We start from the raw sequence: 24,614 nt of genomic DNA, 5'->3' as shown, positions 1-24,614 counted from the left end.
TTCTCGGCGCTCATCACGCGGACTTCCTGATCTCCAGCAGGTCCGGCACCGGGGCCAGATCCTCCAGCAACTGCCCGGTGGCACCGTTGAGATGGGCTCGGGTCGCCGGGTCGAGCTGCTCGATGGGCGTCCAACTGCCGCCGTGGTGCGCCGAGTCGAGCAGCTTCTGCAGCCGGGCCACGGCAGTGTCGACGGTCGAAAGCAGCGTCGAGGACTCCTTGGTCAGCAACGGCCTGAGTACGGTGAGGAGTTCACGGGTGCCGGCGAGGTTGCTGTCGACGGTCGCGAGGTTGGTGCCGCTGCCCCCGTCGGTATCGCCGGTGAGCTCGAACTGCAGGGCGTTCTCCAGGATTTCGTGGGCCCGCAGCGGCAGGTCGCCCGGGTCGAAGTCCTGCGTGGGGAACGCCTTCCGCAACCCCACGACGGCGGTGGCGAGTTGCTGCGCGGGCACCTTCAACTCGCTTGCCGGCTGCCCGTGCCACAGCCCGTACTCGATGCGGTGGAAGCCGGCGAAGTCCTTGTCGTCGACTCCCCCGGCCAGCCCGTCGGCCCGGCCGTTGATCTTCTGGTCGAAATCCTCGAAGGTTCCGTAGGCGGCACCGAGCGAGGAGTAGGTGCGGTGCGCGGTCAGCCAGTCGGTGCGCGCCTTGCCGAGGTGGTTGCCCGCGATGTCGGCGCTGAGCTGCCGGGTCTGGGTCTCGAGGGTGGCCAGGCCCTGGTCGACGTAGACCTTGTAGGCCTTGAGGGGCGCGGCGAGGTCGTTCTCGGAGACGGGGACGACCGCCTTCACCGTCCCTCCCCCGCCGCTGACGTGCACGGTGGCCGAGGTGACAGCCTTCGCGCCGGTGGGGACGCAGCGCCAGGCGTACGAGCCGCCCGCGACGGTGGCGACCAGGTCCCGGGTGGTGCCCGGTGCCAGGCCCTCGACCTCGCCGTACACCGCGCCGGTGGCCGGGTCGATGAGGTACACCTCGGACGTCTTGTCGCCGGTGTTGTGCATCTGGAAGGTCTGGCGTCCGGTGTCGGGCGCGGTGAAGCCCTTGCCGCACTCCGTCTCGGAGACGGCGACCGTCTCGGAACTCGCGGGCTTGGGGCGGGCGAAGGCGACGACGAGCCCGGCCACGACGGCGGGTACGGCGACCACGGCGACGGGGACGACCCAGACCGGGCGGCGGCTCGGGGACGCCTCGGGTGCGCGCGCTTCGGCGGGTTCGGGCGCGGGCGTCCTGGTCCGTACGCCGCGCACGAACAGCGGCAGGACCACGGCGAGATAGCCGACGTAGGCGACCACCTGGAGCCAGGTCATCGTGGGCATCAGGTTGAACACGCCCTGGATGAGGGTGCTGTACCAGGAGCCGGCGTCGACGCTGCCGCTGAGGTCGAAGGCGTACGTCGTCAGACCGGGCAGGACACCGCCCTCCTGGAGGTCGCGCAGGCCGCAGCCGAGGACGCCGGCGGCGATGACGACGAGGACGGCGCCGGTTACGGTGAAGAACCTCGTCAGGTTGATCCTGAGGACCCGGCGGTACAGGCCCCAGCAAAGGCCCGCCGCGAGGACGAGGCCGATGGCGGCGCCGGCCAGGGGGCCGGAGGACTCGCCGGCCGCGCGGGCGGTGGTCCACAGGAAGAGGGCCGTCTCCAGGCCCTCGCGCCCCACCGCGAGGAAGGAGGTGAGCATCAGGACGCCCGCGCCCATGCCGAGCGCGCCGGTCACCTTCTCCTTGATCTCGCCGGAGAAGGTGCGGGCCGAGCGGCGCATCCAGAACACCATCGCGGTGACGAACGCGACGGCGATCACGCTGAGGACACCGCCGAACGCTTCCTGGGCGGTGGCGGAGAGGTTGGCCGCGGTGAACGTGAGCACGGCGCCGAAGCTCAGCGCGAGGGCGATCGCGGCCAGCACGCCGGTCCACACCTGCGGCAGACGGGACTTGGCATCGGCGCGGACGAGGGTGGCGACCAGGATCGAGACGATGAGTCCCGCTTCCAGCCCCTCCCGCAGCCCGATCAGAAAGCTGGGAAACGCGTCGTCCCACATTGGGTGCGACTCCTCCTGGGTTAGTGAAGGCATGCCTTACTTCGCGGACCATCATGACTACATGCGTGTAGTCCGTCGGTCATGAATCGGCAACGACCGGGCAAAAGTGCGGAACTCCTCGCGTGCCGCGATCGTCTACAGTTGAGTAGACCGTCTACAGATTTGTAGTCATACCGGCGAAGGGGCCCACGACGATGACCACACCCTTGGACCTGGCGTCCCAGCTCGCCGTGAACGTGCTGGACGCCAAGTCGCTGCTGGCCGCCTTCGGTGTGCTGGGAGTCGGCGTGGTGATGTTCGCCGAGACGGGGCTGCTGATCGGGTTCTTCCTGCCCGGCGACTCCCTGCTGTTCACGGCGGGCCTGCTCTGCACGGGCGGCGCGGACAGAGCCGTGAAGCTGTCGCTCCCGCCGCTCCTGGTCGCGGCGGCGGTGGGCGCGCTCGCCGGAGCGCAGTGCGGCTATCTGCTCGGCCGGAAGGCGGGCGGCGCGCTGCTCACCCGCAGCCGGTCGACCCGCCTGCACGAAGGCGCCCGGCGCGCCGAGGAGTTGCTCGACCGGTACGGCCACGCGAAGGCGGTCGTGCTGGCCCGTTTCGTGCCCGTGGTGCGGACGGTGCTGAACCCGATGGCGGGCGCGCTCGGGGTGCCCGTCCGGACGTTCACCGTGTGGCAGGTGGTCGGCGGTCTGGTGTGGAGCCTGGGACTGACGCTGGCCGGTTACGCGCTCGGTTCCTCGGTCCCGAACGTCGACAAGTACCTGCTGCCCATGGTCGCGGTGATCGTGGTCGTGTCCCTGCTCCCCCTCGCCGTCGAGGTCCGCCGCTCCCGCCGGGCGGCCCGGGCGGCGAAGGCCGGGGAGGCGCACGGATGATCCTCGTCGCCTTCCAGGGGTCCTCGATCGACGGCTCGGCCTACGAGGACGTGGTCAACTCGGCTCAGCAGGCGCCCGGTTGGCTGGACAACACGGTCTCGGCCTGGTCGGCGTACGGGCTCGCGGTGTTCGCCCTCCTGATGGTCGTGGGCTGGTGGCGGGCGCGCCGGGTGGGCGCCGAGGCCGCGCTCACGGCGCTGGCCGTGCCGCTGGTCGTGGTGGCCGTGTACGGGATCGACACCCTGCTGAAGTCGCTGGTGCACGAGAACCGCCCCTGCCAGACCCTGCGGGTGGTCACGCTGGAGGCGTGTCCGGCGCGGGGCGACTGGTCCTTCCCCAGCAATCACGCGACGATCGCGGCGGCTGCGGCGGTCGCCCTGTTCTTCGTCTCCCGCCGGCTCGGCGCGCTCGCGGCGGTGGCCGCGCTCGCGATGGCGGTGTCGCGCGTGTGGGTCGGGGTCCACTATCCGCACGACGTCGTGGCGGGCGTCCTGGTCGGCACAACGCTCGCGTTCGGCGCGATGGTCCTGGTGCGGCGCCGGCCGAAGTCCCTGGCACGGCGGATCACGTCAGGCCGGCTGCGACCGCTGGTGGTGTCATGAACCGCAAGGACGTCGCCGAGCTGGCCGGCAGCGTGGGCGTCGGCGCCTGGACCGCGTTCGGTGTGCTGAGCATGGTCGTGATCGGGCGCGACGGCGTTCCGCTGTTCACCGACGAGGATCTGCTGTCGTGGTCCGTCGCCCACCGCCCGGACGTGGCGGTTGCGGTGGCACGCGGTGTGAGCGCGACCGGCACGGGTTTCGTCCCGTACGCCCTCGTCGTCCTCGCCGGACTCCTCACCGGCCGCACCGTGCGCCGGCGGCTGCTCGCCGCGGCCCTGGCGGCGGCCTGCCTGGCCGCCGGACAAGGACTGCGCTACGGCGTGATGACGTGGGTCGCGCGGCCCCGCCCGCCGCTGGCCGACTGGGCCGGACACGCCTCGGGCTGGTCGTTCCCCTCGGGCCACACCACCACGGCGGCGGTCACCGCCGGGCTGGTGATCCTCGCGATAGGCGTGCGCAACCCGCACGGACGGACCACGCTCTGCCTGGCCGTCGGCTGCTGGGGCGCGCTGGTCGGGCTGACCCGGGTGTATCTGGGCGTGCACTGGTTCACCGATGTGCTCGGCGGCTGGCTGTTCGCCGTCGGCTGGCTCGGCGTGTGCCTGTGCGCGGCGGCCTGGTGGCTGCCCTCGTGGCTGCTCACGGACCCGCCCGACGGAGCCGCACCGCCACGGGAAGAACACGCGTCCCGGGGTTCCGCGTCGTAGCCGGTGGCCGTCTCCAGCCGGGGCCGGACCGGGGCCGGGCGGTGCGCCCTCGACTCCTCCGTGTCCTCCGGGCCGTCCGGCGCGTCGAGTTCGCGCTCGAACCAGACTTCCCTGCCCTCCTCGACGAGTCGGACGGGGTCGGCAACGGCTTTACTTCCAGGACGTGTTGGGCACGGACGTGCAGCGGACGACTGCTGGTGGCCAGTACGCGCACCCTCGTCGTCTTCGCGAGGAGCGTCTCGACGAGCCTGGCGCACGCGTGCGCCAGGTGTTCGCAGTTGTCGAGGACGAGCAGCGACTCCCGGTCCTGGAGGTGGTCGACGAGGATGCGCTCAGCTCAGGGTCACCAGCCGATGGGCGGCGACCAGGCCTCTGACCTCGGCGGGATCCTGGCGTCGGCCGACGAAGCTCGTCGTCCTGACGGGCTGTCCGGTGTACTGGTCAACGCGTTCTCCGCTTCCACCCGGACAGTCCCGCTCAGGGTGCGACGGTCGGTCCGTCCGGGTGGCTCCGGCGCTGTTCGACCATCTCGCGGGTCAGCGCCTCGGTCTCCGGCTCCGGCAGTCGCTCGAAGCCGTCCTCGGTGATGACCGACACGATGGGGAAGATACGGCGGTTGATGTCGGGGCCGCCGGTGGCCGAGTCGTCGTCGGCCGCGTCGTACAGCGCCTGCAGCGCGGCCAGGGCCGCGTCGCGCCGGGACATGCCCTGCTGGAACAGCTTCTTCAAGGAGCCCCTGGCGTACGGGGAACCCGAGCCCTCGGCGTGGAAGTCCGGCTTCTCGTAGGTGCCGCCGACGACGTCGAAGGTGAAGATACGGCCCTTGGCGCCCTCGGGGGCGGCGGGGTCGTAGCCGACGAGGAGCGGTACTACGGCGAGGCCCTGCATGGCCTGGCCGAGGTTCTGCCGGATCAGGCCGGCGAGGCGGGTGGCCTTGGCGTTGAGGGTCATCGGGATGCCCTCGATCTTCTCGAAGTGGGTCAGTTCGACCTGGTACAGCTTCACCATGTCGACGGCGAGTCCGACCGTGCCGGCGAAGGCGACCGCGGTGTAGTCGTCCGCCGGGTGGACCTTCTCCAGGTCGCGTTGCGCGATGACGTTGCCCATGGTGGCCCTGCGGTCGCCGGCGATCAGCACGCCGTCGCGGTAGGTGAGCGCCAACACCGTGGTGCCGTGCGGGAACTGACCGTCCTTCGCGCGGACGCCGTCCGGGAAGGGGCGGCGGGTGGGCAGCAGCGCGGGCCGGTGGGCGGCCAGGAAGTCGGTGAAGGACGAGGTTCCGGGGGTGAAGAACTCCTCCGCCAGCCGGCCGTCGGTCTCGTTCCCTGCCATGCGACTCCCCCTCGCCCGTGGGTCAACAACGATGTCCTACCTGAACCGGCGGAACGGGAAACGCCGTTCGGCGTCAGAGGTCCTTGCGGCGGACCAGTACCCCGAGGACCAGCAGGCCGGGGATCAGCGGCAGCCACACGGTGAGCAGCCGGTAGCCGAGGACGACGGACGCGGCGGCGGACGCCGTGGTTCCCGAGGCGGTGAGGGCGAAGACCAGGGCGGCGTCGAGGGAGCCGATACCGCCCGGGGTGGGCAGGAGGGCGGCGGCGCTGCTCGCGGCGAGGTACAGCAGCGCCACCCGGGCCGGGGACAGCGGCAGTTCGACGGCCTGCGTGACGCAGATCAGTACCAGCGAGTGCAGCGCGGCGAAGGCCAGTGAACCGCCCCACAGGGCCACCGCCCGCTGCGGCCTGGCGTGCACGGCCCGGATGTCCGTCAGCACCGTCGCGAGGGCACGCCGACACCGGGGCCACAGTGGGCAGTTGAGCAGTACGGCGACCAGCGCGACGACCGCGAGGACGATGCCCACCACGCCGACCGAGATGTGCGGGACGCGCAGCACGCCCGGGCAGGCCGTGGCGAGGACGCCGATGAGCACGATCCGGACGACCACGCCGGCGGTCGCCTTCACGGCGAGGGCGCTGGCCGAGCGTCCGACCGGGAGCCCGCAGCGCATCAGGAAGCGCAGGTTGACGGCACCGGCGCCGAGCCCGGCGGGCAGCACGTGGTTGGCGGCCGACGCGGCGAACTGCGCGGCCACCAGCCGTCCGCCGGGCAGCCGTTGGGGCACAGCGCCCTGCTGGGCGAGCGCCGAGGACACCCAGGTCCCGAAGGCGGCCGTCCCCGCCACCAGCAGCCAGCCCTGATCGGCTACGGCGAGCCGCCCGGCGCCGTTCGCGAGCACGGGCCAGTGGCGCCGGAGCAGACAGACCACGGCCACGAGCACACAGAGCGTCAACGCGCCCTGCCAGTAGGCACGTCCGCGACGGGTGCGGGTCGCCGCGGCGAGGTCGGGTGGTGCCGTCATGCGCCTCCGTCCCTCTCGATGATCGGAGCGACGCGCAGATCCAGTGTGCCGTAGTGGTGGACGGTCCAGTCGTGGGCGTACGCGGGTGGGCGGCTGCCGGCCGGTGTGATGTCGGCGACGGGCATACGGCGGGCGGTCCGGTCGATGGCGGTCCGGCTGGAGTTGGCGTTGTGTCCCGCGGTCGAGGCGGAGGCGCAGCCCGTGTAGAAGGCGACCGGGATGGCGTCCTGGCCGGTGAGCAGGCAGGGTCTGCGCACGCCGAGGCGGTGGAGTTCGGCGGCGGTGCGGGACCAGTCGCGGTGCTGGGCGTTCGTACGGCTCACCGTCCGTTCCAGGACGGCGAGTTGGACCGCCAGATGCCCGGCGAGCCCCACCGCGAGCAGGGTCACCGCGACCGGCCGCCACGCTCCGGTCGGCCTGGTGGCCAGCTGGATCAGCGCGTCGGCGACGGGGATCGCCGCCAGCGCGTAGGCGGGCAGCAGGAAGCGCGGAGCCGCGTAGCCGATCATGAAGAGATACGGGAAGGCGGCGGTCGCGGCGCAGGCGAACGGGACGAGGGTGGGCGCGGTGCGCCGGGCGCGGATGGCGACGACCACTCCGGCGACGGCGAGCACGGGCAGCACGAGCCACCAGACGTCGACCACCGGGTTGGGCAGGGCACCCGTGCACGGGCGGCACAGGGCGCGTCCGCCCAGGCTGCGCAGCTGGTCGGTGACCGCGAGGTGAAAGCCGAGTCCGCCCTCGATCGCCGAGGCGTCGTGCAGCCGCTGCGTCAGACCGCCGTAACTGACGAACGCCTCGATCACCCATTCCACGGCGCCGGAGGCGAGCCCGGCGAGGAGGACGGCCAGCAGCCGCCAGTGTCGGGCGAAGAGGCAGAGGACGAGGAGGGGCAGGCTCACCCACACGGCGTCGGTCGGCCGCATCCAGGCCATGAGGGACGCGCTCGCCGCCAGTCCCCACAGGGCCGAACGGTCGGCGTCGTCGGTCCGGGCCCGCAGGAAGCAGCCCGTCGCGGCCAGGGCGCCCACGGCGACCCAGTAGTTGGGCATGGCCTGCGGGCCGTAGAAGAGGGTCACCCAGAGGGAGGCGAAGAGGGTGCCCGCCAGGGCCAGGACGCGGACGGGGAACAGGGTGCGCCAGGTGCGGAGTGCGAGGAAGAGGGCGAGGCCGGAGAGGGCGGCGAGGTAGACGCGGAGCAGGGTGGTGGACGAGGACCAGGAGGTGACGGGTGCGACCAGGAGGGAGATGCCACGGGACCGGGGTGCGCTGAAGAAGGCGGCGGGGGCGTGCACGCTGATCTGGCTGACGTACACGGTCTCGTCCCAGCCGAGGCCCAACCCGGGCCGTACGAGCACCAGTTGGGCCAGGGTGAAGGCACCGGCCACCAGCGCAAGGGGGAACGCCGAGCGGCCGGACGCGGTCGGCGGTCCGGGCCGCCGGGTCCCGGCGAGTGTGGCGTACGTGCTGCCGGACATGACCCACCCTCCCCCCTACAGTTTGTAGGGTTACCGGCACCCTACAGCCTGTAGGAGTGGAGACGGGAGCCGGGGAAAACATGGACAAACTATCCCGACGTGGGAGTGGTCGCGGACTGGAATTGGGCCACGCGACTGACAGCCGCCGGAGCGATGCGTCCCCTTGGACAAGCGCGGCATCCGAACGGCACGGCGTTTCACGCCCGTTGCCCACGGGAACCCGGAGAACACCCCATCGAGAGCTCGACCGACGCAGAGAGAAGTTGAACCGCTGTGACCGCGCGCAACGCGAAGCAGAAAGTCCTGAACGTGGCCAGGACCGGCTGGTCGAAGGCCCGTGACCGCCGGGGCAAGGGCGTACGGACGTGCGTCAGCGCGGTGGAGAGCAGCGGATCCCCCGCGGCGGTGCGCACGAGCGCGGAGGGCAACATCGTCCGGGGTGAGGACTGACCGGCCTCCTGCCGCATCCCTGACCTGCCCGGCCTCACTGACCTGCCTGGTTGCCGGGCTGCGGGGAGCCCGGCGCCCTTGGCCGCGGAAGGTGTCGCCGATCCGGGTCTGGGTCACGGGGGTGCTGCTGGGCGGAACCCGTGATCAGGCGGAACCCGAGCCCCAACGCCGGCGCTTCTGGTCCTCACTGCGCCTGCTGCCCGACGTCCCGCCACCGGACAGCTGATGCGGGGTGAGCCGGTCACTCCCGTCCTTCGCGCGCGGCACCTCCTCCGGCTCGCGCATCTCCTGAATCTCGCCGGTCGGCCCGGACTCCGGCAGCCGGGGCTGCTCCTCCGGACGCGGCGGCACCGACTCCCGCCGACGGGCCTTCATCCCCAGCCGCACGGCCCAGACCAGCCCGACGACGAGGACCAAGCCGGCCACCACCGGAAAGACTCCAAGGGCCACTCCGCTCGACGCGGCCACATCCATGCTCGGTGTGTTCATCGCCGCCGGGTACCCCGGGGTCAACGGGCGAACCCGGCCCACCCCGGGGGCACTCGAGGTGGCCCCCCAAGACGTAACTGCCGCCGCGGCCCGCCGAGATACCCGGGAGACGTCAACATGGATCCGGTGAGAGAGGGCAGGCGCTCTGCATCCTGTTTTCCACCTGAGGCGGCACCGTGACCCTTCCCGTGAATGCCCGCCGACCGACCACAGCCGTCACCCTGGAAACCTCCGCCGTCATGAGTGACCTGCCGCGGATCGAGGACGGCGCCCAGGTAGCGCCCAAGGACGCACGCGTCCTGTCCAGGCTGTTCCTGGACCGGCTCCAGGTCCTGGAAGAGGGCACTCAGGAGTACCAGTACGCGCGGAACACGCTGATCGAGATGAACCTGTCCCTGGTGCGCTTCGCCGCGCGCCGCTTCCGCAACCGCGGCAACGGCGACATGGAGGACGTCGTCCAGGTCGGCACGATCGGCCTGATCAAGGCCATCGACCGCTTCGACCTGACCCGCGAGGTGGAGTTCACCTCCTTCGCGATCCCCTACATCGTCGGCGAGATCAAGCGCTTCTTCCGCGACACCACCTGGGCCGTGCACGTCCCGCGCCGCCTCCAGGAACTCCGCGTCGACCTCGCCAAGAGCAAGGAGACGCTCACCGCCACGCTGGGCCGCACCCCCACCGTGAGGGAACTCTCCGCCCACCTGGACCTGACCGACATCCAGGTGATCGAGGGTCTCGTCGCCGCCAACGGTTACATCGCCGGCTCCATCGACACCCCGGGCGGCGAAGCCGAGACCGACGAGGGCGCGCCGAAGTACGCGGACACGATGGGTGACGCCGACCCCGCCATGGAACTGTTCGAGGACCTGCACACGCTCGCCCCGCTGCTGCAACGGCTCGACGAGCGGGAGCGGACCATCATCGAGATGCGCTTCGGCCAGGAGATGACGCAGGCCCAGATCGGCCGCGAACTGCACGTGTCGCAGATGCAGATCTCCCGCCTTCTCACCCGCACCCTCAGCAAACTCCGCACCGGCCTCCTGGCCGCGTGACGTCCGCCGTCACGGCTGGGTCCCTCGCCCGCGCTCGGTGTCGCCCCGCGACCGGGTGGGCCTCCCACGCGGGCCGGAGCGCCGGCTTCACGTGCGCTGCCCGGGAGTGCGAATCACCGTGGACAACCATCCGGCACCGGCGGACTTCCACCGCCGGCAGTTGCCGTACTACGAGGACCTGTACCGGGACCGTCTGTCACCGCGGGGCGGACACCGCCTTTGACACTCATGCATGAGTCATGCATGGTTGATGGTATGGACACTTCATCGGACGGTCGTACCGGCAATCTGCTGGGAGCTCTGGTCACCGCGCTGGGCGACGCGCAGCGGGCAGCGAGCGAGAGCACGTCCGGGCAGAGCGGGGCCACGCCGGCCGCGCTCACGTACCTGTTGCAGGAGCCCGGCGCGGGCATCGACCGGATCTCCGGGCCGCTCGGTCTGACGCAGTCCGCGGCCACCCGCCTGGTGGACCGGCTCGAACGCGACGGCAAGGCACGCCGGGAACCGGGTGCCAACAGCCGCAAGGTGGCCATCTTCCTCACTCCGGAGGGAACACGCGAGGCGAGGCGGCTGCTGGAACTGCGCGGCGGCCTGATGGATGACGCGATGTCCGTGCTCGGGCCGCGCGAGAGAACGGTGCTGACCGGCTTCCTGGAACGGATGCTGGCCCATCTGACGACCGACGCCGATCACGGACAGCGCATCTGCCGCATGTGCGCCCTGGACGAGTGCCCCAAGCAGTCGTGCCCGGTCGACACGGCGGCCGACAGCGCGGTCGACATCCGGACGAAAGGACCGTCATGAACGGCGTCATGAGCGACAGGCTCCGGCCGGCGCGCGACAACCCGGCGCACAGCAGGTTACGGCTGACCGCCGTGGTCGGGCTGTTGCTCGTCACAGCCATCTGGGGCGCCACGTTCCTGGTCGTCAAGGACGCCACCGTGGGTATGCCCGTCTTCGACTTCCTGACCTGGCGGTTCGCGCTCGCCGCCGTGGTGATGGCGGCGATCCGCCCGTCGGTCGTACGGCGAATCGACCGGGGCACGCTTGCTCGCGGTGCCGGGGCGGGTTCCCTGCTGGGGATGTCGTACATCCTCCAGACCCTCGGCCTACAGCACACATCGGCGGCCGTCAGCGGATTCCTGACCGGTCTGTTCGTGGTGATCACGCCACTGCTGGCCTGGGCGTTGTTCCGCCAGCACCTGTCCCCGACGGCCTGGACAGCGGCCGCCACGGCGACCGCGGGCCTGGCGCTGATCACGCTCAGCGGGGTCTCGTTCGGCTCGGGGGAGGCGCTCACCCTGCTGTGCTCGGTCTGCTTCGCGCTGCACCTGCTGGCGCTGGGCCGCTGGTCCCCGGGCCGGGACGCCTACGCCCTCACCTTGGTCCAGCTGACGACGGCGTCGCTGATGTGCCTGATCGGCGCGGTCCCGCACGGCGTACGACCGCCCCAGAACGGCAGCACCTGGACCGCGGTCCTCGTCACGGCGGTGCTGGCTTCGGCGTTCGCCTACATGGTGCAGACGTGGGCGCAGAAGCATGTCACCGCGACACAGGCCGCGGTGGTCCTGACCATGGAGCCGGTCTTCGCGGGCCTGTTCGCCGTACTCGTCGGCGGCGAACGCCTCACGGTCTCCACGCTGGTCGGCGGGGCGCTGGTGGTGACGGCGATGTTCCTGATCGAGGTGCCGGGTTCGGAGTCGGAGGGGTCGGAGGAGTCGGCGGAGTCCGCGGGATCCGAGGGATCCGAGGGATCCGACGCCCCTCCCCCACGACCCTGGCCCGCCTGTCCCGCTCCCGCGCGTTCTCCCGGCGCGGTCGCGCCGGCCGGATCCGGAAAACGCCTTCGCCGGTAGGCGATGCCTGGCGCACCCTACAAGCTGTAAGGTGACGCCCATGGCTGCCACAGACCCGCGGGCCCGGGCGGAACGGCGCAGCGCCGGTGAGCTGGAGAGCGAGGTCCTCGCCGCGCTCTGGGCTACCGACCGTCCGCTGACACCTGGGGAGATCCAGGCCGAGATCGACGGCCCGCTCGCCTACAACACCGTGCACACCATCCTCAAACGGCTCTACGACAAGGGCCTCGTGCTGCGGGACGCGGACGGGCGGCGCGGAGCGTACCGGCCGGCGAAGAACGCGGCCGAGTTGACCGCCGAGGCGATGCACGAGGCGCTGGACCGGGGCCCGGATCCGATCGCCGCGCTCCAGCAGTTCGTGAGCGGACTGCGGCCGGAGGAGGAGAAGGCGCTGCGCGACCTGCTGGCCGGGGGCGCGGGATGAGGTTCGACGTCTACACGCCCTTGCCGCTGTCGCTGCTGCTCGCCGTGATCAGCCCCGCGATCGCCGGCCGGGTGGCTCCGGCGCTGGCCGCACGGGTGCTCACAGCCGCCGGCGTGGTGACCGCGGCGGCCACCTGCTGGTCGCTGTTCCTGCTGGCGGCGACGCTCGTCGGGGACGCGCCGCCGGTCGTCGCCGAGGCCCGGCAGGACGGGCACCGGCTGGCGGAACCGGTGCCCGAGGTGATCGGGATCGCGGCCGGTGTCGCCCTCGCCGTGCTCCTCGTGTCCGTCCAGGGTGCGCTGCGGGCCGATCGCCGTACGCGGCGGGCGCTGCGGCGGCTGTGCGAGGGGCACCCGGCGGACACCGAGCTGATCGTCGCCGCCTCCCCCGAGCCGCAGGCGTTCGCCATTCCCGGCACACCCGGCCGGATCCTGGTCACCGCCGGCATGCTGAGCGCCCTCGAACCGGCGGAGCGGCGGGTCCTGCTCGCCCATGAGCGCGCCCATCTCGCCCACCGGCATGCCCTGTTGGTGACCGCGACGACGCTCGCCGCCGCGGCCAACCCGCTGCTGCGGCCCGTGCGGGGCACGGTCGCGTTCCTGGTGGAGCGGTGGGCGGACGAGCGGGCGGCGGACGCGGTCGGCGACCGTGCCACCACCGCCCGCGCCCTGGCCCGCGCCGCCCTGAGCGCCGAACGCCCGCGTCCCGCCTGCGCGTTGGGCTTCACGGACCGTGCGGTCACCCGGCGGATCGCGGCGCTGCAGACGACCCCACCCCCACGCCTCTGGCCCCTCGCGGCAGCTGTCCTCGCACTGGGCGCGCTGCCCGCGCTCGGCGCGGCCGACGCGACGGACGATCTGTTCCGGATACTGGCGGGGGTACTCGTCTAGTCGGCGAGGGGGAGGTGGCCTCAGCGGCCTCGGGGCTTGCCGCGCCTGGTTCCTTTGGCGCCGCCGGAGGAGCCGCGCGGGTTCTTCCCGGTAGTGCCGGTCTTGCCGGTCGCTTTTCCGGTCGTCTTTCCGGCGGCGGGCTTGCGGCGCGCCGGGGCTTCGGCGCGCTTCCCCTTCGTCTTCGGCTGGGCCGGTGGCGGGGTGCGGCCCCGGGTGCTGTTGACCGTGCGGCCGCGCACGATGCCGATGAAGTCCTCGACGAGGTCGGTGGTCGCCTCCTCGGGCCAGGACAGGGCGACGTCCGACTGGGGGGCGTCCAGGACGGTCCGGTAGGTGAGGTCCTTGCGGTGGTGCAGCCGGGCCAGGGACTGGGGGACGTAGAGGATGCCGATGCCCGACGCCACGTGTTCCACGGCGTCCTCGGTGGTCGCGGGACGCTCGAACGCGGGCTCCCCGGGCGGCTGTTGCCAGCCGAGGACGTCGTCGAGGGGGTGCAGGACCACCTCGTCGGCGAGTTCGTCGAGGGACACCTCTTCAGCCGCCGTCACGACGTGGTCCTTGGGGGCCACGACCACGGTCGCCTCGGTGTAGAGGGGGATCGCGCTGAGGACCGTACGGTCGACCGGCAGCCGTACGAGTCCGGCGTCTGCCTCGCCGCGCCGCAGTACGTCGGACGCCTCGGCGGCCGGAACCGGTACGAGGGTCAGGGGGACGTCGGGCCGGCGCTCGTTCCAGATCCGCACCCACTTGGCGGGCGTCACCCCGGGGACGTACGCGAGCCGGAACGTGGGGGATGCTTCCGAGCCAGTCACCCCGCAAGGTTAACCGCCGTGGTCGGGGGCCTCTGACGCGGTCGATACTCTTGACGGTATGAAGTCGCACCAGACCACCCAGACGATGAAGCCCGCCACGGCGGCGAAGAAGCTGGGTGTGTACCTAGAGGCCACACCCGCCGAGTTCCAGGAGGGTGACGTCTCCCGCGCCGAACTGAACGAGCTGCAGGCGAACCCGCCCGAGTGGCTGCGCGAGCTGCGTGCCAACGGCCCGCACCCGCGCCCGGTCGTCGCGGCCAGGCTCGGCGTGTCCATCGCCGGTCTCGCCCGTGGCGGGGTCACCGAGCCGCTCACCACCGAGCAGATCGAGGCGCTGAAGAAGGACGGCCCCGAGTGGCTGGAGAAGGAGCGCGCCACGCAGGCCGAGGTCCGCAAGGAAGCCGAGCGGATCAAGAACAAGAAGAACGCCGACGACGACTGACGGCCGCGGGGCGAAGGCGCTCAGGACGGAGACGCGCACGGTGACGGACGGCCCGGCCGGGACGGGGAAGCCCCTCGCGTTGTACCGGAAGGTGGCTGCCGACCTGGGCCGGGAGATCGGCGAGGGCCGCTACGGCTCCGGCGGACGGCTGCCCGCCGAGGGCGAACTCGCCGAACGCTACGGCGTCTCCCGCGGCACGGTCCGCCAGGCGATGGCCCTGCTGCGCACCGAGGGCCTGATCGCCTCACGGCGCGGCACCCGACGGGTCGTGATCGGAACGCCGAGGCCACAGAGCTTCGGCGAACTCCTCAGCTTCACCCGCTGGGCACGCTCGACGGGCGAGGAACCGGGCGGCCGGATCGTCACCGCGGAGACCCGCCCCGCCGACGCCACCGAGCGCGAACGACTGCGGCTGCCGGCCGGGGCCGAGATCCACGCGGTACGGCGGCTGCGGACGCTCTCGGGGCGACCGGTGATGGTGGAACGCACCGTCTACCCGTCCGCCGTGGGCGAGTTGATCGCCTCGCTCCCCCCGGACACCGTGTCGCACACCGTGGCCCTGGAGGAGTCGGGGGTGCTGTTCGCGGACGCCCAGCACACCATCGACCTGTGCCCGGCCGACACCGAGGACGCCCGGCTGCTCGGCTGCCGGCCCGGCGACCCGCTGCTGCGCGAGCGGCGCTGCAGCACCGACCCGGCGGGCACCCCCATCGAATGGTCCGAGGACCGCTATCTGCCGGAGACGGTGGCCTTCACCGTCCACAGCTCGGCCACGTCCGGGTCACTGGCCCGGCGGTCGGCGGGCGAGGCGTGACTGGCGCCCCGGCGACATGGCGAACGCCGGAGCGGATCACGGTCGTGCGCAGGGGGACTGCTTGAGGAGCCAGTCCTGCGCTGCTTGCAGGACGGTGTCCCGGGCACGATCCCGCGGGTCCTTGGCTATCTCCTCGTCCGGTGGGATCGCCTCGTCGTAGGTACGGCCTGTTCGGTCCGCGTCCTTGGCTTCCGTGAGGTTTATCAGGGCGGTGTCGGACAGACGGTACGCATTGTTGCCCGTGGGGACGCCGTAGGTCGGTTTACCGAAGAAGCGGGTGTGGGGACGCCCGCGGAAGGCCACCACCATCGCCTCGCCCGCGCTGGCTGTTCGTCCACCGGTCAGAACGGCAACCGGCGGGCTGCTCCTCGCGACGGGCGGGGCGTCGCTCCAGCCCTGCGACTTTCCATCTTCGTAGGGGGCACCGTTCTTGACCGACCAGGTGTACTTCTTGCCGTCGGCATCCACGAACATGCCGACGTTGCCGTCCCCCAGGATGGGTCCTATGACGGCCAGCATCGGCCACATGTTGCCGCCCGAGTCCGAGCGCAGATCCACCACCCAGCCACAGGCGCCGGTCCCGCCCGCCTTCGTCACGGCCGCTCGGCCCAGCCGTACGTACTTGTCGTAGGCCTCCTGGGATCCCTGCACCCCGGGAAGGGACAGGTAACCGACGCCGTTCTTCAGTGAACGGCCCTCCAGTTCATCGAGATAGGCCGCGGATTCCGCGCTCTCCTTGGCCTGCTCGGGCTCCATGAAGCTGCTGTGTGCGTCACCCAGACGCCGCAGTGCCGAACTGATCGCCCCGTAGGTGTCCGCCGGCTTCCGTGCACCGTGTGCCTGCGTGTACGCCTTGTTCCGCAGGTCCGTCCAGTCGACCTCGTGCCGAAGAAGCGAGTGCTCCTCCATGATGTCCAGGGCCTTCGACAGATACGTCCGCGCCGCGGGCGCCATGTCGTCGTCCGTCGAACCCTGCGAACGGCTCGTGCATCCCGTCGCCGCGAGAACTCCCGCCAACCCCGCACAGGTCGACATACGCCATACCCGTCCCCACCCCACCGGTCCCCCAGCCTCTCGACGCAGAAGGCAACCCTAAGGCCGACGATCAACTGCCGAGCAACTCCCTTACGTCATTGGCCGGTTCGCAACAGGCCCGTGAGCAGCGGCCGGAAGTGTGCGAACTCCGGGGCCGGTGCCTCGGGGTCCTTGGCCTCGTCGTCCCAGCGGCGCACCGCGACCCCGTCGGCCGCGTAGGGATTCGCCTCGTACTCGGCGACCTCGGCCGGTGACATCGGACCGCCCTGCGCCTCCAGGGTGTGTACCGAGGCCGGGGAGAGCCGGCCGAAGTAGTCCGGTTCGACCGCGCACAGGTACCGCTTCGCCGCCACGTGCAGCCGGACCGGCTCGGTGACCTCGGGGCCGAACCACTCGGCCAGCCGGTCCGCCCCGGTGTGGCTGTGCCGGTTGTCGATGCCCTCCTCCATCAACTCCGCGCCGCTGACCGGTCCGTGGAAGTGGCCGAGGTCGTGCAGCAGCGCGGCGACGACCAGCGCGTCGGGCGCGCCCGCCTCCTCGGCATGGGCGGCAGCCTGCAACATGTGCTGCGCCATGGTCACTTGCTCACCGAGGTAGGCATCCGCGCCCTCCCCCTCGAAGAGTTCGGCCAGCCCGTCGACGAACTCATCGCCCGCTACGGCCCGTTGGCGGCGCAGTACGGCCAACGTGCCGGTCAGTGCGTCGAGGTCGGCGTAGGCGCCCTGGAGGTGTCGGGCGCCGCTCTCCTCGAAGGCGGTGCGTGCGTGCAGCAGTCGTACGTTGTCGAAGATGAGGCAGTCTCCGGGCAACAGCCGGAATTCCAGCTGGAGTTCGGGGCGGAGGGTGATTTCGGCGAAGGTGCGGTAGGCACGGTAGAAGGAATCGAGTTCGTCGGCGGGGAGCAAAAGGGTGCCGATGGAACGGTTATTGAAGCGCACCTCGCGGATCCGGCCGAGGCCGTCCACGTCGATCAGCGGGCGGTCGGCGGCCAGTTCGGTGTGTGCGTCGCCGAAGCGGAACGGCACCTGCGTACGGGTCAGCAACGCGAACGCCTCCGGATCCTCGGCACGCAGCAGTGCGGCGGCCTTGAACCCGTCCACCAGGCCGGAGTCGCCGCCGGCCGCCCCGTTGGTCAGGCAGTGCAGCAGTTGGAGGGTCGGCACCGGGTCGCGGTACGGGTTGTCGGTGTGCGGAGTGATCCGGGCGCCGGTGAAGGCGAGGTTGTTGGGGTCCGGTTCGACCCGTACGTCGAAGAGCCGGCCGTAGTTGGTCTCGCGGACGTAGCCAAACGTCTCGGCCACCTCAAACACCTGGCCCTCGCGGCACGGCACCTCGCGCAGCAGGGCGAAGCCGAGCCCGAGAACCGACTCCAGCACCCGCGCCTTGACCACCGGGTCGCTCAGATACTCCGTCCAACTCGCCTCGGGGAGACGGCCGTTCAGTTCGGCGGCGGTCCACAGCGTCTTGCCGTTCTCGCTACGCCGGTCGCCGGGGCCGCCCCCTGCGCCGGGCGCGTTGGCGGTCAGCCACCTCGCGGAGTACGTGGACCGGTGGCCGTCAGGCGCCCAGTCGACCTCGACGCCGTCATCGGTCCGGCGAACGGCGTCCAGCGCGAGGTCGGGGGGCAGCTCGGTGATCTGGAACAGCTTCTGACCGTTGCGCGGGTCGCGGCATCGGGGGCAGGGACAGTTGTCCCGCAGCCACGCGAGCGGCAGGTCTTCTACGGACTGTGACATCGCCATCACTCTCTCACCAAGTTGTACAGCCAACTTTTGGGACAGAGCGAAGGTCTCAGCGCCGGATGAGCGAGAGGTGACATGCCGGCCACCCGCAGATGAACCGGCACGGCATCAGCCCGGCGGGCGCAGTCCCGAGATGAGGACGTCGACCAGCCGGAGGGCGTCGTAGCGGTCGTCTCCCTCCGCGCCGACGCACAAGTTGCCGACGCCGCGCATCAGTTCGTAGGTGGTCAGGTCGGACCGGACCTCACCGGCCGCGGCCGCCGCGTCGAACAGTTCGGCGCACACGGGCAGGAGGCGGTCGAGGAAGTAGGAGTGCAGCGACTCGAAACCGGCACTGTCGGACCGCAGCACCGAGGCGAGTCCGTGCTTGGTGACCAGAAAGTCGACGAAGAGATTGATCCACTCCCGTAGTGCCGCGTACGGACTGGTGCTGCTCGCCAATAGCGCCGGGCCGGCTTCGGCACAGGCCTCGACCTGGTGCCGGTAGACGGCGATGACGAGATCCGCGCGGGTCGGGAAGTGGCGGTAGATCGTGCCGAGTCCGACGCCGGCCTCGCGGGCGATGTCACGCACCGGCGCGTCCACACCGGACGCGACGAAGACCTTGGCCGCCGCATCGAGCAGCGTCTCCTTGTTCCGCCGGGCGTCCGCCCGCTTGGACTGGGCCGCGCCGCCCACGCCTTCCTCGTTGTCACTCACCGCGCAGTTCCTCCACCACTAGAGCTTGCTAAGCGGAACAAGGTTCCGTATCGTTTTCCGGAACATCGTTCCGCTTGCTTATGATGCCAGAGCACAAGCCGGACGACCAAGCCATGCCTGCCACCACGTGTTGCCGAAGGACGGAAGGCGCCATGCCCCGCACACCCCGAACCCGCTTCGGAATCATGACCGCCCCCATGCAGGTCGACTACCACGACATCCTCCGCGTCTGGCAGGAAGCCGACACCGTCCCGGAGATCGAGCACGCCTGGCTGTTCGACCACCTCATGCCGATCGGCGGCGACCCGGACGGACCGGCCTACGAGGGCTGGACGCTCCTCTCGGCCCTCGCCGCGCAGACCCGCCGGCTGCGGCTCGGTGTGATGGTGACGAGCAACCGTTTCCGGCCGCCCGCGCTGCTGGCCAAGATCGCCACGACCGTCGACCTCGTCTCCGGCGGCCGGCTCGACTTCGGCATCGGTGTCGGCTCCCGCCCGGACCATCCGCTGGCCCGGCGCGAGTACGCGGCCCACGGCCTCCCCTTCCACGACTCCGCGCACGCCGTGACGAGCCTCGCCGAGGCCTGCACGGTGATCCGGCGGCTGTGGACCGAGGAGCGCCCCTTCGACTTCCACGGCACCCACCACCACCTCACCGGCGCGTTCGGCAACCCCAAGCCCGTCCAGCGCCCCCACCCGCCGATCCTCATCGGCGGACGCTCGGCCGCGACACTCCGCGTGGCCGCCGAGCACGCCGACCTCTGGAACATCCCCGGCGGCGACATCGCGGACGCCGTCGCCCGCAGCGCGCTCCTCGACCGCTACTGCGCCGAGATCGGCCGCGACCCCGCCTCCGTCACGCGCTCGATCCACCTCTCCGTGTCGTACGACAAGCCGGAGGCCACCGGGGAAGCGATCCGCGAGGCGATCGACGCGGGCTTCCACCACGTCGTCCTCGGACTGTCGGCGCCCTACCCCGCCGGTGTCGCCCGTTGGGTCGCCGACGAGCTGATCCGCGGCACCGCCTGAGACTCCCGCCCCATCAGTCGTGCGGAAACGAGTGGTGTTCGTGCGCGACCCGCCAGCGGCCGTGCTCCTTGCGCAGGCCGAAGGTGAGCCGCAGCCGCAGCGTGGGGTCTTCGGCGAGGTCCTCAGGGGTGCCGCAGCGGAGCAGGGCGTGGGCGTAGGCGACGTCCGTACCGGCCGTGATGTCCAGGGTGTCGATGTCGAAGCGGGCGCCCTGTGCCTGCCACTCGAAGATCGGCGGCCAGCTGGCGCTGTAGGCGGCGAGACCGTGGATGCCGGCGTGGGGTGGCGGGACGTCGTACATGACGAGGTCGTCCGTGTGGTCCGCCAGTACGCCGTCGAGGTCGCCGCGGTGGACGGCCTCGGCCCAGTCGGTGATGAGGGCTCGGATCTGTGTCGCGTCGTCGGGCATGGGCGGCTCCTGTTCCTGTCCCCCACTCCATGGTCTCTCTGTTGACCGAATCCCCGATCTTCGGCGCATCATCGCCCCTGCCCGGCGACCGAGACGGATGGCACACTCTCCGTGTGCCGCTGACCTTCGACGACCTCCTCACCCGTGCCACCGCTCTCGCCCGCCCCGGCCGGCGTGCCGTCCTCGGCATCGTCGGCAGCCCGGGCGCGGGCAAGACGACCCTCGCCGAGCATCTGGTGCGGGACCTCAACGGCACCGGGGAGCCATGGGTCGCGCACGTCCCCATGGACGGCTTCCACCTCGCCGACGTCGAACTGGACCGGCTCGGCCGCCGCGAGCGCAAGGGCGCGCCCGACACCTTCGACGCGGCAGGGTACGCGGCACTGCTGCGGAGGGTGCGCGAGGAGACCGACGAGATCGTCTACGCGCCGGGTTTCGAGCGGGTGTTGGAGCAGCCGATCGCCGGCGCGATCCCCGTACCGCCCGCGGCCCGGCTGGTGGTGACGGAGGGCAACTACCTGCTGCTGGAGGCGGGGTCATGGGCGCGAGTGCGGCCGTGTCTGGACGAGGTGTGGTTCTGCGAGGCCGACGAAGGAGAACGCGTCCGCCGGCTCGTCGCCCGGCACGAGGAGTTCGGCAAGGACCACGAGACCGCCGTGGCCTGGGTGTTGGGGACTGACCAGCGCAACGCCGACCTCGTCGCCGCTACACGCGGCCGGGCGGATCTGGTGATCCCCCCGGCCGCGCTGCCCTCGCCGTACGGCGTGCCCCACAGCTGAGGGCTCACGCGTGGAGCGTCAGCTCCGGCTCCCCGTGGGCGTCGCCCGCGGCGTCCCCGATCACCGCCGTGAACGCCTCGGTGCGGACGGTCAGTTCGCCGTTCTCGCCGCTGGCGAACTCGGCCGTGAGCGGCCCGGTTCCGGGGCCGTACCGGACGAGGAACACATTCAGGTCCTCCGGCGCGCCCGGTGCCGGGTCGGCCTCCAGGGCCGTGGAGGTGACCAGGTGGCTCCAGCCCTCGTCGGGGTTGCCGTAGCCGCGCGGGTCGGCGGCGAGGGCGAACGCCGCCTCCTGCTGGGAGAGTTCGGAGCGGGCGTCGAAGTGGTCGGCGCCGTCGCCGGTCGGGTGGGTGAGGCGCAGGGTTCCCACGGAGGTGACGTCGCCCTCCGCCGTCCTGCGCACCCGGTCGCCGTCGTCCGCCGCGTAGGGCAGTCCGGCGAGCAAGTACGGTGCTCCGTCGAGCCGTTCGACGGCGACCGTCGTCCACAGGCTCGTGCCGTCGGTGACGTACAGGGAACGGATGTGCCGCAGCACGTGGTCGCGGCCGACGACCGGCTTGGTGACCAGCTTGGCGGTGAGGCCGTCGGCGCGGAGGTCGCGAACCCGTACCTCGCCCATCGGGCGGCAGAACAGGAAACCGTCCAGCACCGGGCCGAAGCCGTGCTGGCGGTTGACGGCCGCGGGCAGGTAGTACGTGCTGTCGGCCTCGACCACTGACGGAGTCATCTTCTTGTCGAAGGCCACGGACACGGTGCCGGCGCGGAGTTGATGGCGGACCGGCTCCGTGGACGGGGTGCGGTGCCAGGGCGTGGCGTCCTGGATCTGCCAGACCAGCATCCACGCGAAGTGCCCGTCGACTCCCCCGTCGGGCTTGACCGCGTGCCGGGCCCAGCGGCTGTCGCCACGGTAGCGGCCGATGTCCGAGCCGATACGGGCGCCGAAGTAGCGCAGGCCGAGGACCGACTCGAAGGCGGAGTGCTGCTCGCTGTAGCGCGGACCGCCGTTGTCGAAGCCGCCGTTGGTGAGGCGGGCGTCGATGTAGCGGGCCAGCGCCTCCCCGTCCTCGGCGAAGACGTCCTCGCCGCTGACGATGTGGGCCTGCGCGAGGAAGGAGAGGGAGATCGGACCGTAGTTGTTGTCGTACGCGCCGCCGTGCTCGGGCGGGAGGAGGGCGCCGCGGTCGCTCACGCGGTGGGCGCGGATCTCGTCCGCGTACACGGTGAGCGCGCGTTCGCGCACCAACTCCCCCTCTACTGAAGGGAGATGGCGGGCCAGCATCAAGCCGCCGACCACACAGCCGATCGCCTGGTTGCCGGCCTCCTGCGGGTTGAAGAACGTCGCCTCGGTGAGCCAGCGCCAGTAGCCGTGCGCCAACTCGACGACAGCGGTGCGCTGTTCGTCGTCGACGAGTCCGTCCGTCGCGTCGAGGATGTTGACCGCCTGGAGCAGCGCCCACACCGTGCTCGGCCAGTCGCCGATGGGGTGCGCGCCCGCCTCCAGGACGTAACGGGCGTACGGGAGGCCGGAGTTGCGCACCCTCAGGTTCGGGTAGCCGGGGTTGTCCTCGGTGTAGACGCGCTCGCGGAGGTGGAACGCGAGGCTGCGCCGCACGGCCTCCGGCAGCCGAGGGTCCTTGCCGCGCTGCCAGGCGAATGCCAACAACGACGTGATCCCGAGCGACGTGTCCCCGATGTCGTCGTAGCAGTCGGGGTGTTCGAGGTTGCCCTCCGGTGTGATGCGCCGCAGGGCCTGCTCGACGACGTCGGCGAGGACCGCGTCGTATGCCTCCGGGGTGTCGGGGAGGTTGTGCAGCGGACCGCGCTGGTGGAGGAGGTGCACGGGTGGATCAGCCCTTCATGCCGGAGGTGGCCGTGGCGTGGGTCGTCGGGGTCAGGAGGCGGAGGCGGGACGGCTGGTGCGCAGTGCGACGCTCAGTCTCTGGGGGCCGTTTCCGCCGATGTAGACGCGGTTGCCGGTCGTCGCGTCGGTGCCGCCCACCACTGTGTAGTCCTGGCCCGGGTCGTACCGTAGTACGTCGGCGCGGTCCGGACCGGCGAGGGGTTCGCCCGCCTCGACGTCGACCTCGACACGGATCTCGTCGTCGCCGACCCGATAGGTCAACGGCCCGGCCGTCAGGCACCAGCGTCCGTCGCCGATCGGGGCGGCACCCTTCGTAACTCCCCCTGGACGAAAGGTCAGTTCGAGGGACCAGGGCACTCGTGGTCCACTGATGTCGATCCGCAGATCGGCGCCGTCCTCCCGCAGGTCCGCTTCGACGCGGGTGGTGTGGGAGACCTCGTCCTGAGGGCGGTCGGGGAAGGCCATCGCCGCGGAGAAGCGGCCCTCGTCCACCAGGCGGTAGGCGCCGTCGTCGCACCTCAGGTCCTTCGGGAGCGGCTGGTAGTAGGCGGTGGTGAGGGTTTGGGTGAGCCGGTACCGATTGTCGGCGAGCTGTTCCATGTCGGCGGCGCGGAACGGGCCCAGGTCGAAGAAGCCCCGGGAGAGGCGGACCGCGTCGAGGATCGCGCCGCCCGCGAACAGCCGTAGGAAGGTGGGGTTGCAGGCGAGGCCCGAGCGGATCCGGCGCTGCTCGGGCACGTCCGAGCCGCCGTACAGGACGCTGTGCGCGGTGGTGGAGACCCGGGAGGCGAGGCGGGCCGTGGCCAAGTACCGGTGGCGGGGCAGTAGTTCCGGCTCCGGTGTCGGCAGCTCGCGGCACAGCTCGGGGGTGAGGAAGGTCGCGGCGAGCAGGTCGGGGTCGTCGATGCCGCCTGCCGCCGCCGAGTGCGCCGCTCGGCTGAAGTCGCCCCGGCCGGTACGGATCGCGAGCAGTCGGTAGTGCGGGAGGTAGGGGGCCAGCGGGAAGCGTCCATGCTGGTCCTGACGCCGCGAGTGGACGGTCTCCACCGTGCCGTCGGGTCTGATGAGGTCCAGGGTCGCGGTGAGGTTGCGCTCGACGGCGGCCCGCAGCTCGGGGCGGTCGAGGACGCCGGCGAGAAGCAGGAGCGAGGGGTTGGAGACGTGGGAGGCGTAGACGGCGCTGCGCTCCGAGTACAGGCCCTCCGCGTCGATGTCGACGCCCTCGGCGAGCCACTCCTCTGCACGGTCCAGCAGCCGGTCGTCGGGGAACGACCGGTGCAGACGGGCGAGCGCCGCGCTCAGCTCCCAGCGGTGGTTGGGGGTGTGCACCCCGCCCGCCACGAGGCTCTCGGACGCCGCGCCGGCGATCTCGGCGAGCGCGGCCGTGACGTCGCGCAGTTCCGGGCCTCCGCCCGCGGCGAGGACGTGCGCGTCGCACACGTCGTTGACCGTGAACGCGGAGTCCGGCGGTGACTGCACGTTGTCGCCGCCCGCGAAGAGACCGGTGGCGGTCTGCGCGGTCCGGAGGGCGCCGAGGTGGGCCAGCGCGGCGGCCACGGCGTACCCGCTGCCGTGCAGGGCCGAGTCCGGGGAACGGTGGGCCGCGACCAGAGTCTTCACCCGGCGGGCCAGGGCACGGTGGGTCACACCGGCGAGCTGCCCGTCGGGGGGGGGGGGGGGGGGGGGGGGGGGGGGGGGGGGGGGGGCGCGCCCCCCCCGGCCCCCCCCCCCCGGCGCGCGGGGGGGGGGGAGAGCGGCGTGGCACCCGCGGCGGGG

Annotated in this window: 24 protein-coding genes and 1 pseudogene; 13 read left to right on the top strand and 12 right to left on the bottom strand. The window is 71.6% G+C overall.

What is annotated here, in order from left to right; all coding sequences use genetic code 11:
- Nucleotides 1-13: 13 nt before the first annotated feature.
- The gene (gene efeU, locus ACFXC1_RS04165; RefSeq protein WP_381238465.1) at nt 14-2,038 is read right to left on the bottom strand and encodes an iron uptake transporter permease EfeU; all 2,025 of its coding nucleotides are present in this window, start codon (nt 2,036-2,038) and stop codon (nt 14-16) included.
- A gap of 194 nt (nt 2,039-2,232) precedes the next feature.
- Here efeU and ACFXC1_RS04160 point away from each other — a divergent pair, with 194 nt between their 5' ends.
- The 3 genes from ACFXC1_RS04160 to ACFXC1_RS04150 are packed head-to-tail and all read left to right on the top strand — an operon-like array spanning nt 2,233 to nt 4,219.
- Entirely contained in the window at nt 2,233-2,910 is a 678-nt protein-coding gene (locus ACFXC1_RS04160; protein ID WP_381238462.1) for a DedA family protein, read from the top strand.
- A complete protein-coding gene (locus ACFXC1_RS04155; RefSeq protein ID WP_381238459.1) occupies nt 2,907-3,512 on the top strand; it encodes a phosphatase PAP2 family protein in 606 nt (201 codons plus the stop codon). Before ACFXC1_RS04160 ends, ACFXC1_RS04155 begins: the two co-directional genes overlap by 4 nt.
- Nucleotides 3,509-4,219, top strand: a complete 711-nt coding sequence (locus ACFXC1_RS04150) for a phosphatase PAP2 family protein (protein WP_381238456.1) — start codon at nt 3,509-3,511, stop codon at nt 4,217-4,219. Before ACFXC1_RS04155 ends, ACFXC1_RS04150 begins: the two co-directional genes overlap by 4 nt.
- A 477-nt stretch (nt 4,220-4,696) precedes the next feature.
- Here ACFXC1_RS04150 and prcB read toward each other — a convergent pair whose 3' ends face one another.
- From prcB to ACFXC1_RS04135, 3 genes are all read right to left on the bottom strand, one after another.
- Nucleotides 4,697-5,551, bottom strand: coding sequence for a proteasome subunit beta (prcB, locus tag ACFXC1_RS04145; protein ID WP_381238453.1), 855 nt, complete (start codon nt 5,549-5,551; stop codon nt 4,697-4,699).
- A 73-nt stretch (nt 5,552-5,624) separates the two neighbouring features.
- The gene (locus tag ACFXC1_RS04140; RefSeq protein WP_381238451.1) at nt 5,625-6,578 is read right to left on the bottom strand and encodes a lysylphosphatidylglycerol synthase transmembrane domain-containing protein; all 954 of its coding nucleotides are present in this window, start codon (nt 6,576-6,578) and stop codon (nt 5,625-5,627) included.
- Complete coding sequence (locus tag ACFXC1_RS04135) at nt 6,575-8,056, bottom strand: hypothetical protein (RefSeq protein WP_381238448.1); 1,482 nt, start codon at nt 8,054-8,056, stop codon at nt 6,575-6,577. The genes ACFXC1_RS04140 and ACFXC1_RS04135 overlap by 4 nt, the downstream gene beginning before the upstream one ends.
- Before the next feature lie 273 nt (nt 8,057-8,329).
- Between ACFXC1_RS04135 and ACFXC1_RS04130 the strand changes: the two genes are divergently transcribed.
- Nucleotides 8,330-8,506 carry a hypothetical protein gene (locus ACFXC1_RS04130; RefSeq protein ID WP_381238446.1) on the top strand — a complete coding sequence of 59 codons (177 nt, stop codon included), beginning with the start codon at nt 8,330-8,332 and terminating at the stop codon, nt 8,504-8,506.
- Between the two features lie 144 nt (nt 8,507-8,650).
- Here ACFXC1_RS04130 and ACFXC1_RS04125 read toward each other — a convergent pair whose 3' ends face one another.
- Nucleotides 8,651-8,995 carry a DUF6479 family protein gene (locus tag ACFXC1_RS04125; RefSeq protein WP_381238444.1) on the bottom strand — a complete coding sequence of 115 codons (345 nt, stop codon included), beginning with the start codon at nt 8,993-8,995 and terminating at the stop codon, nt 8,651-8,653.
- Between the two features lie 239 nt (nt 8,996-9,234).
- On the opposite strand from ACFXC1_RS04125, the gene ACFXC1_RS04120 reads away from it, so the two are divergent.
- From ACFXC1_RS04120 to ACFXC1_RS04100, 5 genes are all read left to right on the top strand, one after another.
- Complete coding sequence (locus ACFXC1_RS04120) at nt 9,235-10,047, top strand: SigB/SigF/SigG family RNA polymerase sigma factor (protein WP_381238441.1); 813 nt, start codon at nt 9,235-9,237, stop codon at nt 10,045-10,047.
- A gap of 255 nt (nt 10,048-10,302) precedes the next feature.
- Nucleotides 10,303-10,851, top strand: coding sequence for a MarR family winged helix-turn-helix transcriptional regulator (locus tag ACFXC1_RS04115; protein WP_381238439.1), 549 nt, complete (start codon nt 10,303-10,305; stop codon nt 10,849-10,851).
- Between the two features lie 8 nt (nt 10,852-10,859).
- Nucleotides 10,860-11,903, top strand: coding sequence for a DMT family transporter (locus tag ACFXC1_RS04110; protein ID WP_381238437.1), 1,044 nt, complete (start codon nt 10,860-10,862; stop codon nt 11,901-11,903).
- A gap of 40 nt (nt 11,904-11,943) precedes the next feature.
- Nucleotides 11,944-12,327, top strand: coding sequence for a BlaI/MecI/CopY family transcriptional regulator (locus tag ACFXC1_RS04105; RefSeq protein ID WP_381238434.1), 384 nt, complete (start codon nt 11,944-11,946; stop codon nt 12,325-12,327).
- Nucleotides 12,324-13,217 (top strand): M56 family metallopeptidase, encoded by an 894-nt coding sequence (locus ACFXC1_RS04100; RefSeq protein ID WP_381238432.1) that lies wholly within the window; start codon nt 12,324-12,326, stop codon nt 13,215-13,217. Before ACFXC1_RS04105 ends, ACFXC1_RS04100 begins: the two co-directional genes overlap by 4 nt.
- Nucleotides 13,218-13,237: 20 nt before the next feature.
- Here ACFXC1_RS04100 and ACFXC1_RS04095 read toward each other — a convergent pair whose 3' ends face one another.
- Entirely contained in the window at nt 13,238-14,029 is a 792-nt protein-coding gene (locus ACFXC1_RS04095) for a LysR family transcriptional regulator substrate-binding protein (protein WP_381238429.1), read from the bottom strand.
- 58 nt (nt 14,030-14,087) lie between these two features.
- Here ACFXC1_RS04095 and ACFXC1_RS04090 point away from each other — a divergent pair, with 58 nt between their 5' ends.
- Together ACFXC1_RS04090 and ACFXC1_RS04085 are read left to right on the top strand one after the other, a co-directional pair.
- Nucleotides 14,088-14,471 carry a DUF5997 family protein gene (locus tag ACFXC1_RS04090; RefSeq protein ID WP_381238427.1) on the top strand — a complete coding sequence of 128 codons (384 nt, stop codon included), beginning with the start codon at nt 14,088-14,090 and terminating at the stop codon, nt 14,469-14,471.
- 40 nt (nt 14,472-14,511) lie between these two features.
- Complete coding sequence (locus tag ACFXC1_RS04085) at nt 14,512-15,285, top strand: GntR family transcriptional regulator (protein ID WP_381238425.1); 774 nt, start codon at nt 14,512-14,514, stop codon at nt 15,283-15,285.
- A gap of 36 nt (nt 15,286-15,321) precedes the next feature.
- Here ACFXC1_RS04085 and ACFXC1_RS04080 read toward each other — a convergent pair whose 3' ends face one another.
- The 3 genes from ACFXC1_RS04080 to ACFXC1_RS04070 form a co-directional block, all read right to left on the bottom strand.
- On the bottom strand, nt 15,322-16,239 hold the full coding sequence (locus ACFXC1_RS04080) for a S41 family peptidase (RefSeq protein ID WP_381238423.1): 918 nt from the start codon (nt 16,237-16,239) through the stop codon (nt 15,322-15,324).
- 176 nt (nt 16,240-16,415) lie between these two features.
- Nucleotides 16,416-18,056 carry a 2-trimethylaminoethylphosphonate dioxygenase gene (tmpA, locus tag ACFXC1_RS04075; protein ID WP_381238421.1) on the bottom strand — a complete coding sequence of 547 codons (1,641 nt, stop codon included), beginning with the start codon at nt 18,054-18,056 and terminating at the stop codon, nt 16,416-16,418.
- A gap of 114 nt (nt 18,057-18,170) precedes the next feature.
- On the bottom strand, nt 18,171-18,761 hold the full coding sequence (locus ACFXC1_RS04070) for a TetR/AcrR family transcriptional regulator (protein WP_381238419.1): 591 nt from the start codon (nt 18,759-18,761) through the stop codon (nt 18,171-18,173).
- Between the two features lie 152 nt (nt 18,762-18,913).
- Here ACFXC1_RS04070 and ACFXC1_RS04065 point away from each other — a divergent pair, with 152 nt between their 5' ends.
- On the top strand, nt 18,914-19,789 hold the full coding sequence (locus ACFXC1_RS04065; protein ID WP_381238416.1) for an LLM class flavin-dependent oxidoreductase: 876 nt from the start codon (nt 18,914-18,916) through the stop codon (nt 19,787-19,789).
- A 13-nt stretch (nt 19,790-19,802) separates the two neighbouring features.
- Here the strand turns inward: ACFXC1_RS04065 and ACFXC1_RS04060 are convergent, their stop codons facing one another.
- Complete coding sequence (locus ACFXC1_RS04060) at nt 19,803-20,198, bottom strand: nuclear transport factor 2 family protein (protein ID WP_381238413.1); 396 nt, start codon at nt 20,196-20,198, stop codon at nt 19,803-19,805.
- Between the two features lie 113 nt (nt 20,199-20,311).
- Here ACFXC1_RS04060 and ACFXC1_RS04055 point away from each other — a divergent pair, with 113 nt between their 5' ends.
- Nucleotides 20,312-20,977, top strand: a complete 666-nt coding sequence (locus tag ACFXC1_RS04055) for a nucleoside/nucleotide kinase family protein (protein ID WP_381238410.1) — start codon at nt 20,312-20,314, stop codon at nt 20,975-20,977.
- 4 nt (nt 20,978-20,981) lie between these two features.
- Here the strand turns inward: ACFXC1_RS04055 and ACFXC1_RS04050 are convergent, their stop codons facing one another.
- Both ACFXC1_RS04050 and ACFXC1_RS04045 read right to left on the bottom strand, forming a co-directional pair.
- Nucleotides 20,982-22,817 carry a hypothetical protein gene (locus ACFXC1_RS04050; RefSeq protein WP_381238408.1) on the bottom strand — a complete coding sequence of 612 codons (1,836 nt, stop codon included), beginning with the start codon at nt 22,815-22,817 and terminating at the stop codon, nt 20,982-20,984.
- 51 nt (nt 22,818-22,868) lie between these two features.
- A pseudogene (locus ACFXC1_RS04045) lies at nt 22,869-24,506 on the bottom strand (hypothetical protein); the annotation flags it as partial.
- Nucleotides 24,507-24,614 lie beyond the last annotated feature (108 nt).

The organism is Streptomyces hokutonensis (assembly GCF_042751305.1).
GTDB lineage: Bacteria > Actinomycetota > Actinomycetes > Streptomycetales > Streptomycetaceae > Streptomyces > Streptomyces hokutonensis_A.
Note: the sequence above shows the minus strand (reverse complement) of the source record. Positions and strands in the feature narration are given on the sequence as shown.

Coding starts and splice junctions, on each gene's coding strand:
- efeU (WP_381238465.1), bottom strand. CDS start 2,038: ATGTGGGACGACGCGTTTCCCAGCTTTCTGATCGGGCTGCGGGAGGGG.
- ACFXC1_RS04160 (WP_381238462.1), top strand. CDS start 2,233: ATGACCACACCCTTGGACCTGGCGTCCCAGCTCGCCGTGAACGTGCTG.
- ACFXC1_RS04155 (WP_381238459.1), top strand. CDS start 2,907: ATGATCCTCGTCGCCTTCCAGGGGTCCTCGATCGACGGCTCGGCCTAC.
- ACFXC1_RS04150 (WP_381238456.1), top strand. CDS start 3,509: ATGAACCGCAAGGACGTCGCCGAGCTGGCCGGCAGCGTGGGCGTCGGC.
- prcB (WP_381238453.1), bottom strand. CDS start 5,551: ATGGCAGGGAACGAGACCGACGGCCGGCTGGCGGAGGAGTTCTTCACC.
- ACFXC1_RS04140 (WP_381238451.1), bottom strand. CDS start 6,578: ATGACGGCACCACCCGACCTCGCCGCGGCGACCCGCACCCGTCGCGGA.
- ACFXC1_RS04135 (WP_381238448.1), bottom strand. CDS start 8,056: ATGTCCGGCAGCACGTACGCCACACTCGCCGGGACCCGGCGGCCCGGA.
- ACFXC1_RS04125 (WP_381238444.1), bottom strand. CDS start 8,995: ATGAACACACCGAGCATGGATGTGGCCGCGTCGAGCGGAGTGGCCCTT.
- ACFXC1_RS04120 (WP_381238441.1), top strand. CDS start 9,235: ATGAGTGACCTGCCGCGGATCGAGGACGGCGCCCAGGTAGCGCCCAAG.
- ACFXC1_RS04115 (WP_381238439.1), top strand. CDS start 10,303: ATGGACACTTCATCGGACGGTCGTACCGGCAATCTGCTGGGAGCTCTG.
- ACFXC1_RS04110 (WP_381238437.1), top strand. CDS start 10,860: ATGAGCGACAGGCTCCGGCCGGCGCGCGACAACCCGGCGCACAGCAGG.
- ACFXC1_RS04105 (WP_381238434.1), top strand. CDS start 11,944: ATGGCTGCCACAGACCCGCGGGCCCGGGCGGAACGGCGCAGCGCCGGT.
- ACFXC1_RS04100 (WP_381238432.1), top strand. CDS start 12,324: ATGAGGTTCGACGTCTACACGCCCTTGCCGCTGTCGCTGCTGCTCGCC.
- ACFXC1_RS04090 (WP_381238427.1), top strand. CDS start 14,088: ATGAAGTCGCACCAGACCACCCAGACGATGAAGCCCGCCACGGCGGCG.
- ACFXC1_RS04080 (WP_381238423.1), bottom strand. CDS start 16,239: ATGGCGCCCGCGGCGCGGACGTATCTGTCGAAGGCCCTGGACATCATG.
- tmpA (WP_381238421.1), bottom strand. CDS start 18,056: ATGTCACAGTCCGTAGAAGACCTGCCGCTCGCGTGGCTGCGGGACAAC.
- ACFXC1_RS04065 (WP_381238416.1), top strand. CDS start 18,914: ATGCCCCGCACACCCCGAACCCGCTTCGGAATCATGACCGCCCCCATG.
- ACFXC1_RS04060 (WP_381238413.1), bottom strand. CDS start 20,198: ATGCCCGACGACGCGACACAGATCCGAGCCCTCATCACCGACTGGGCC.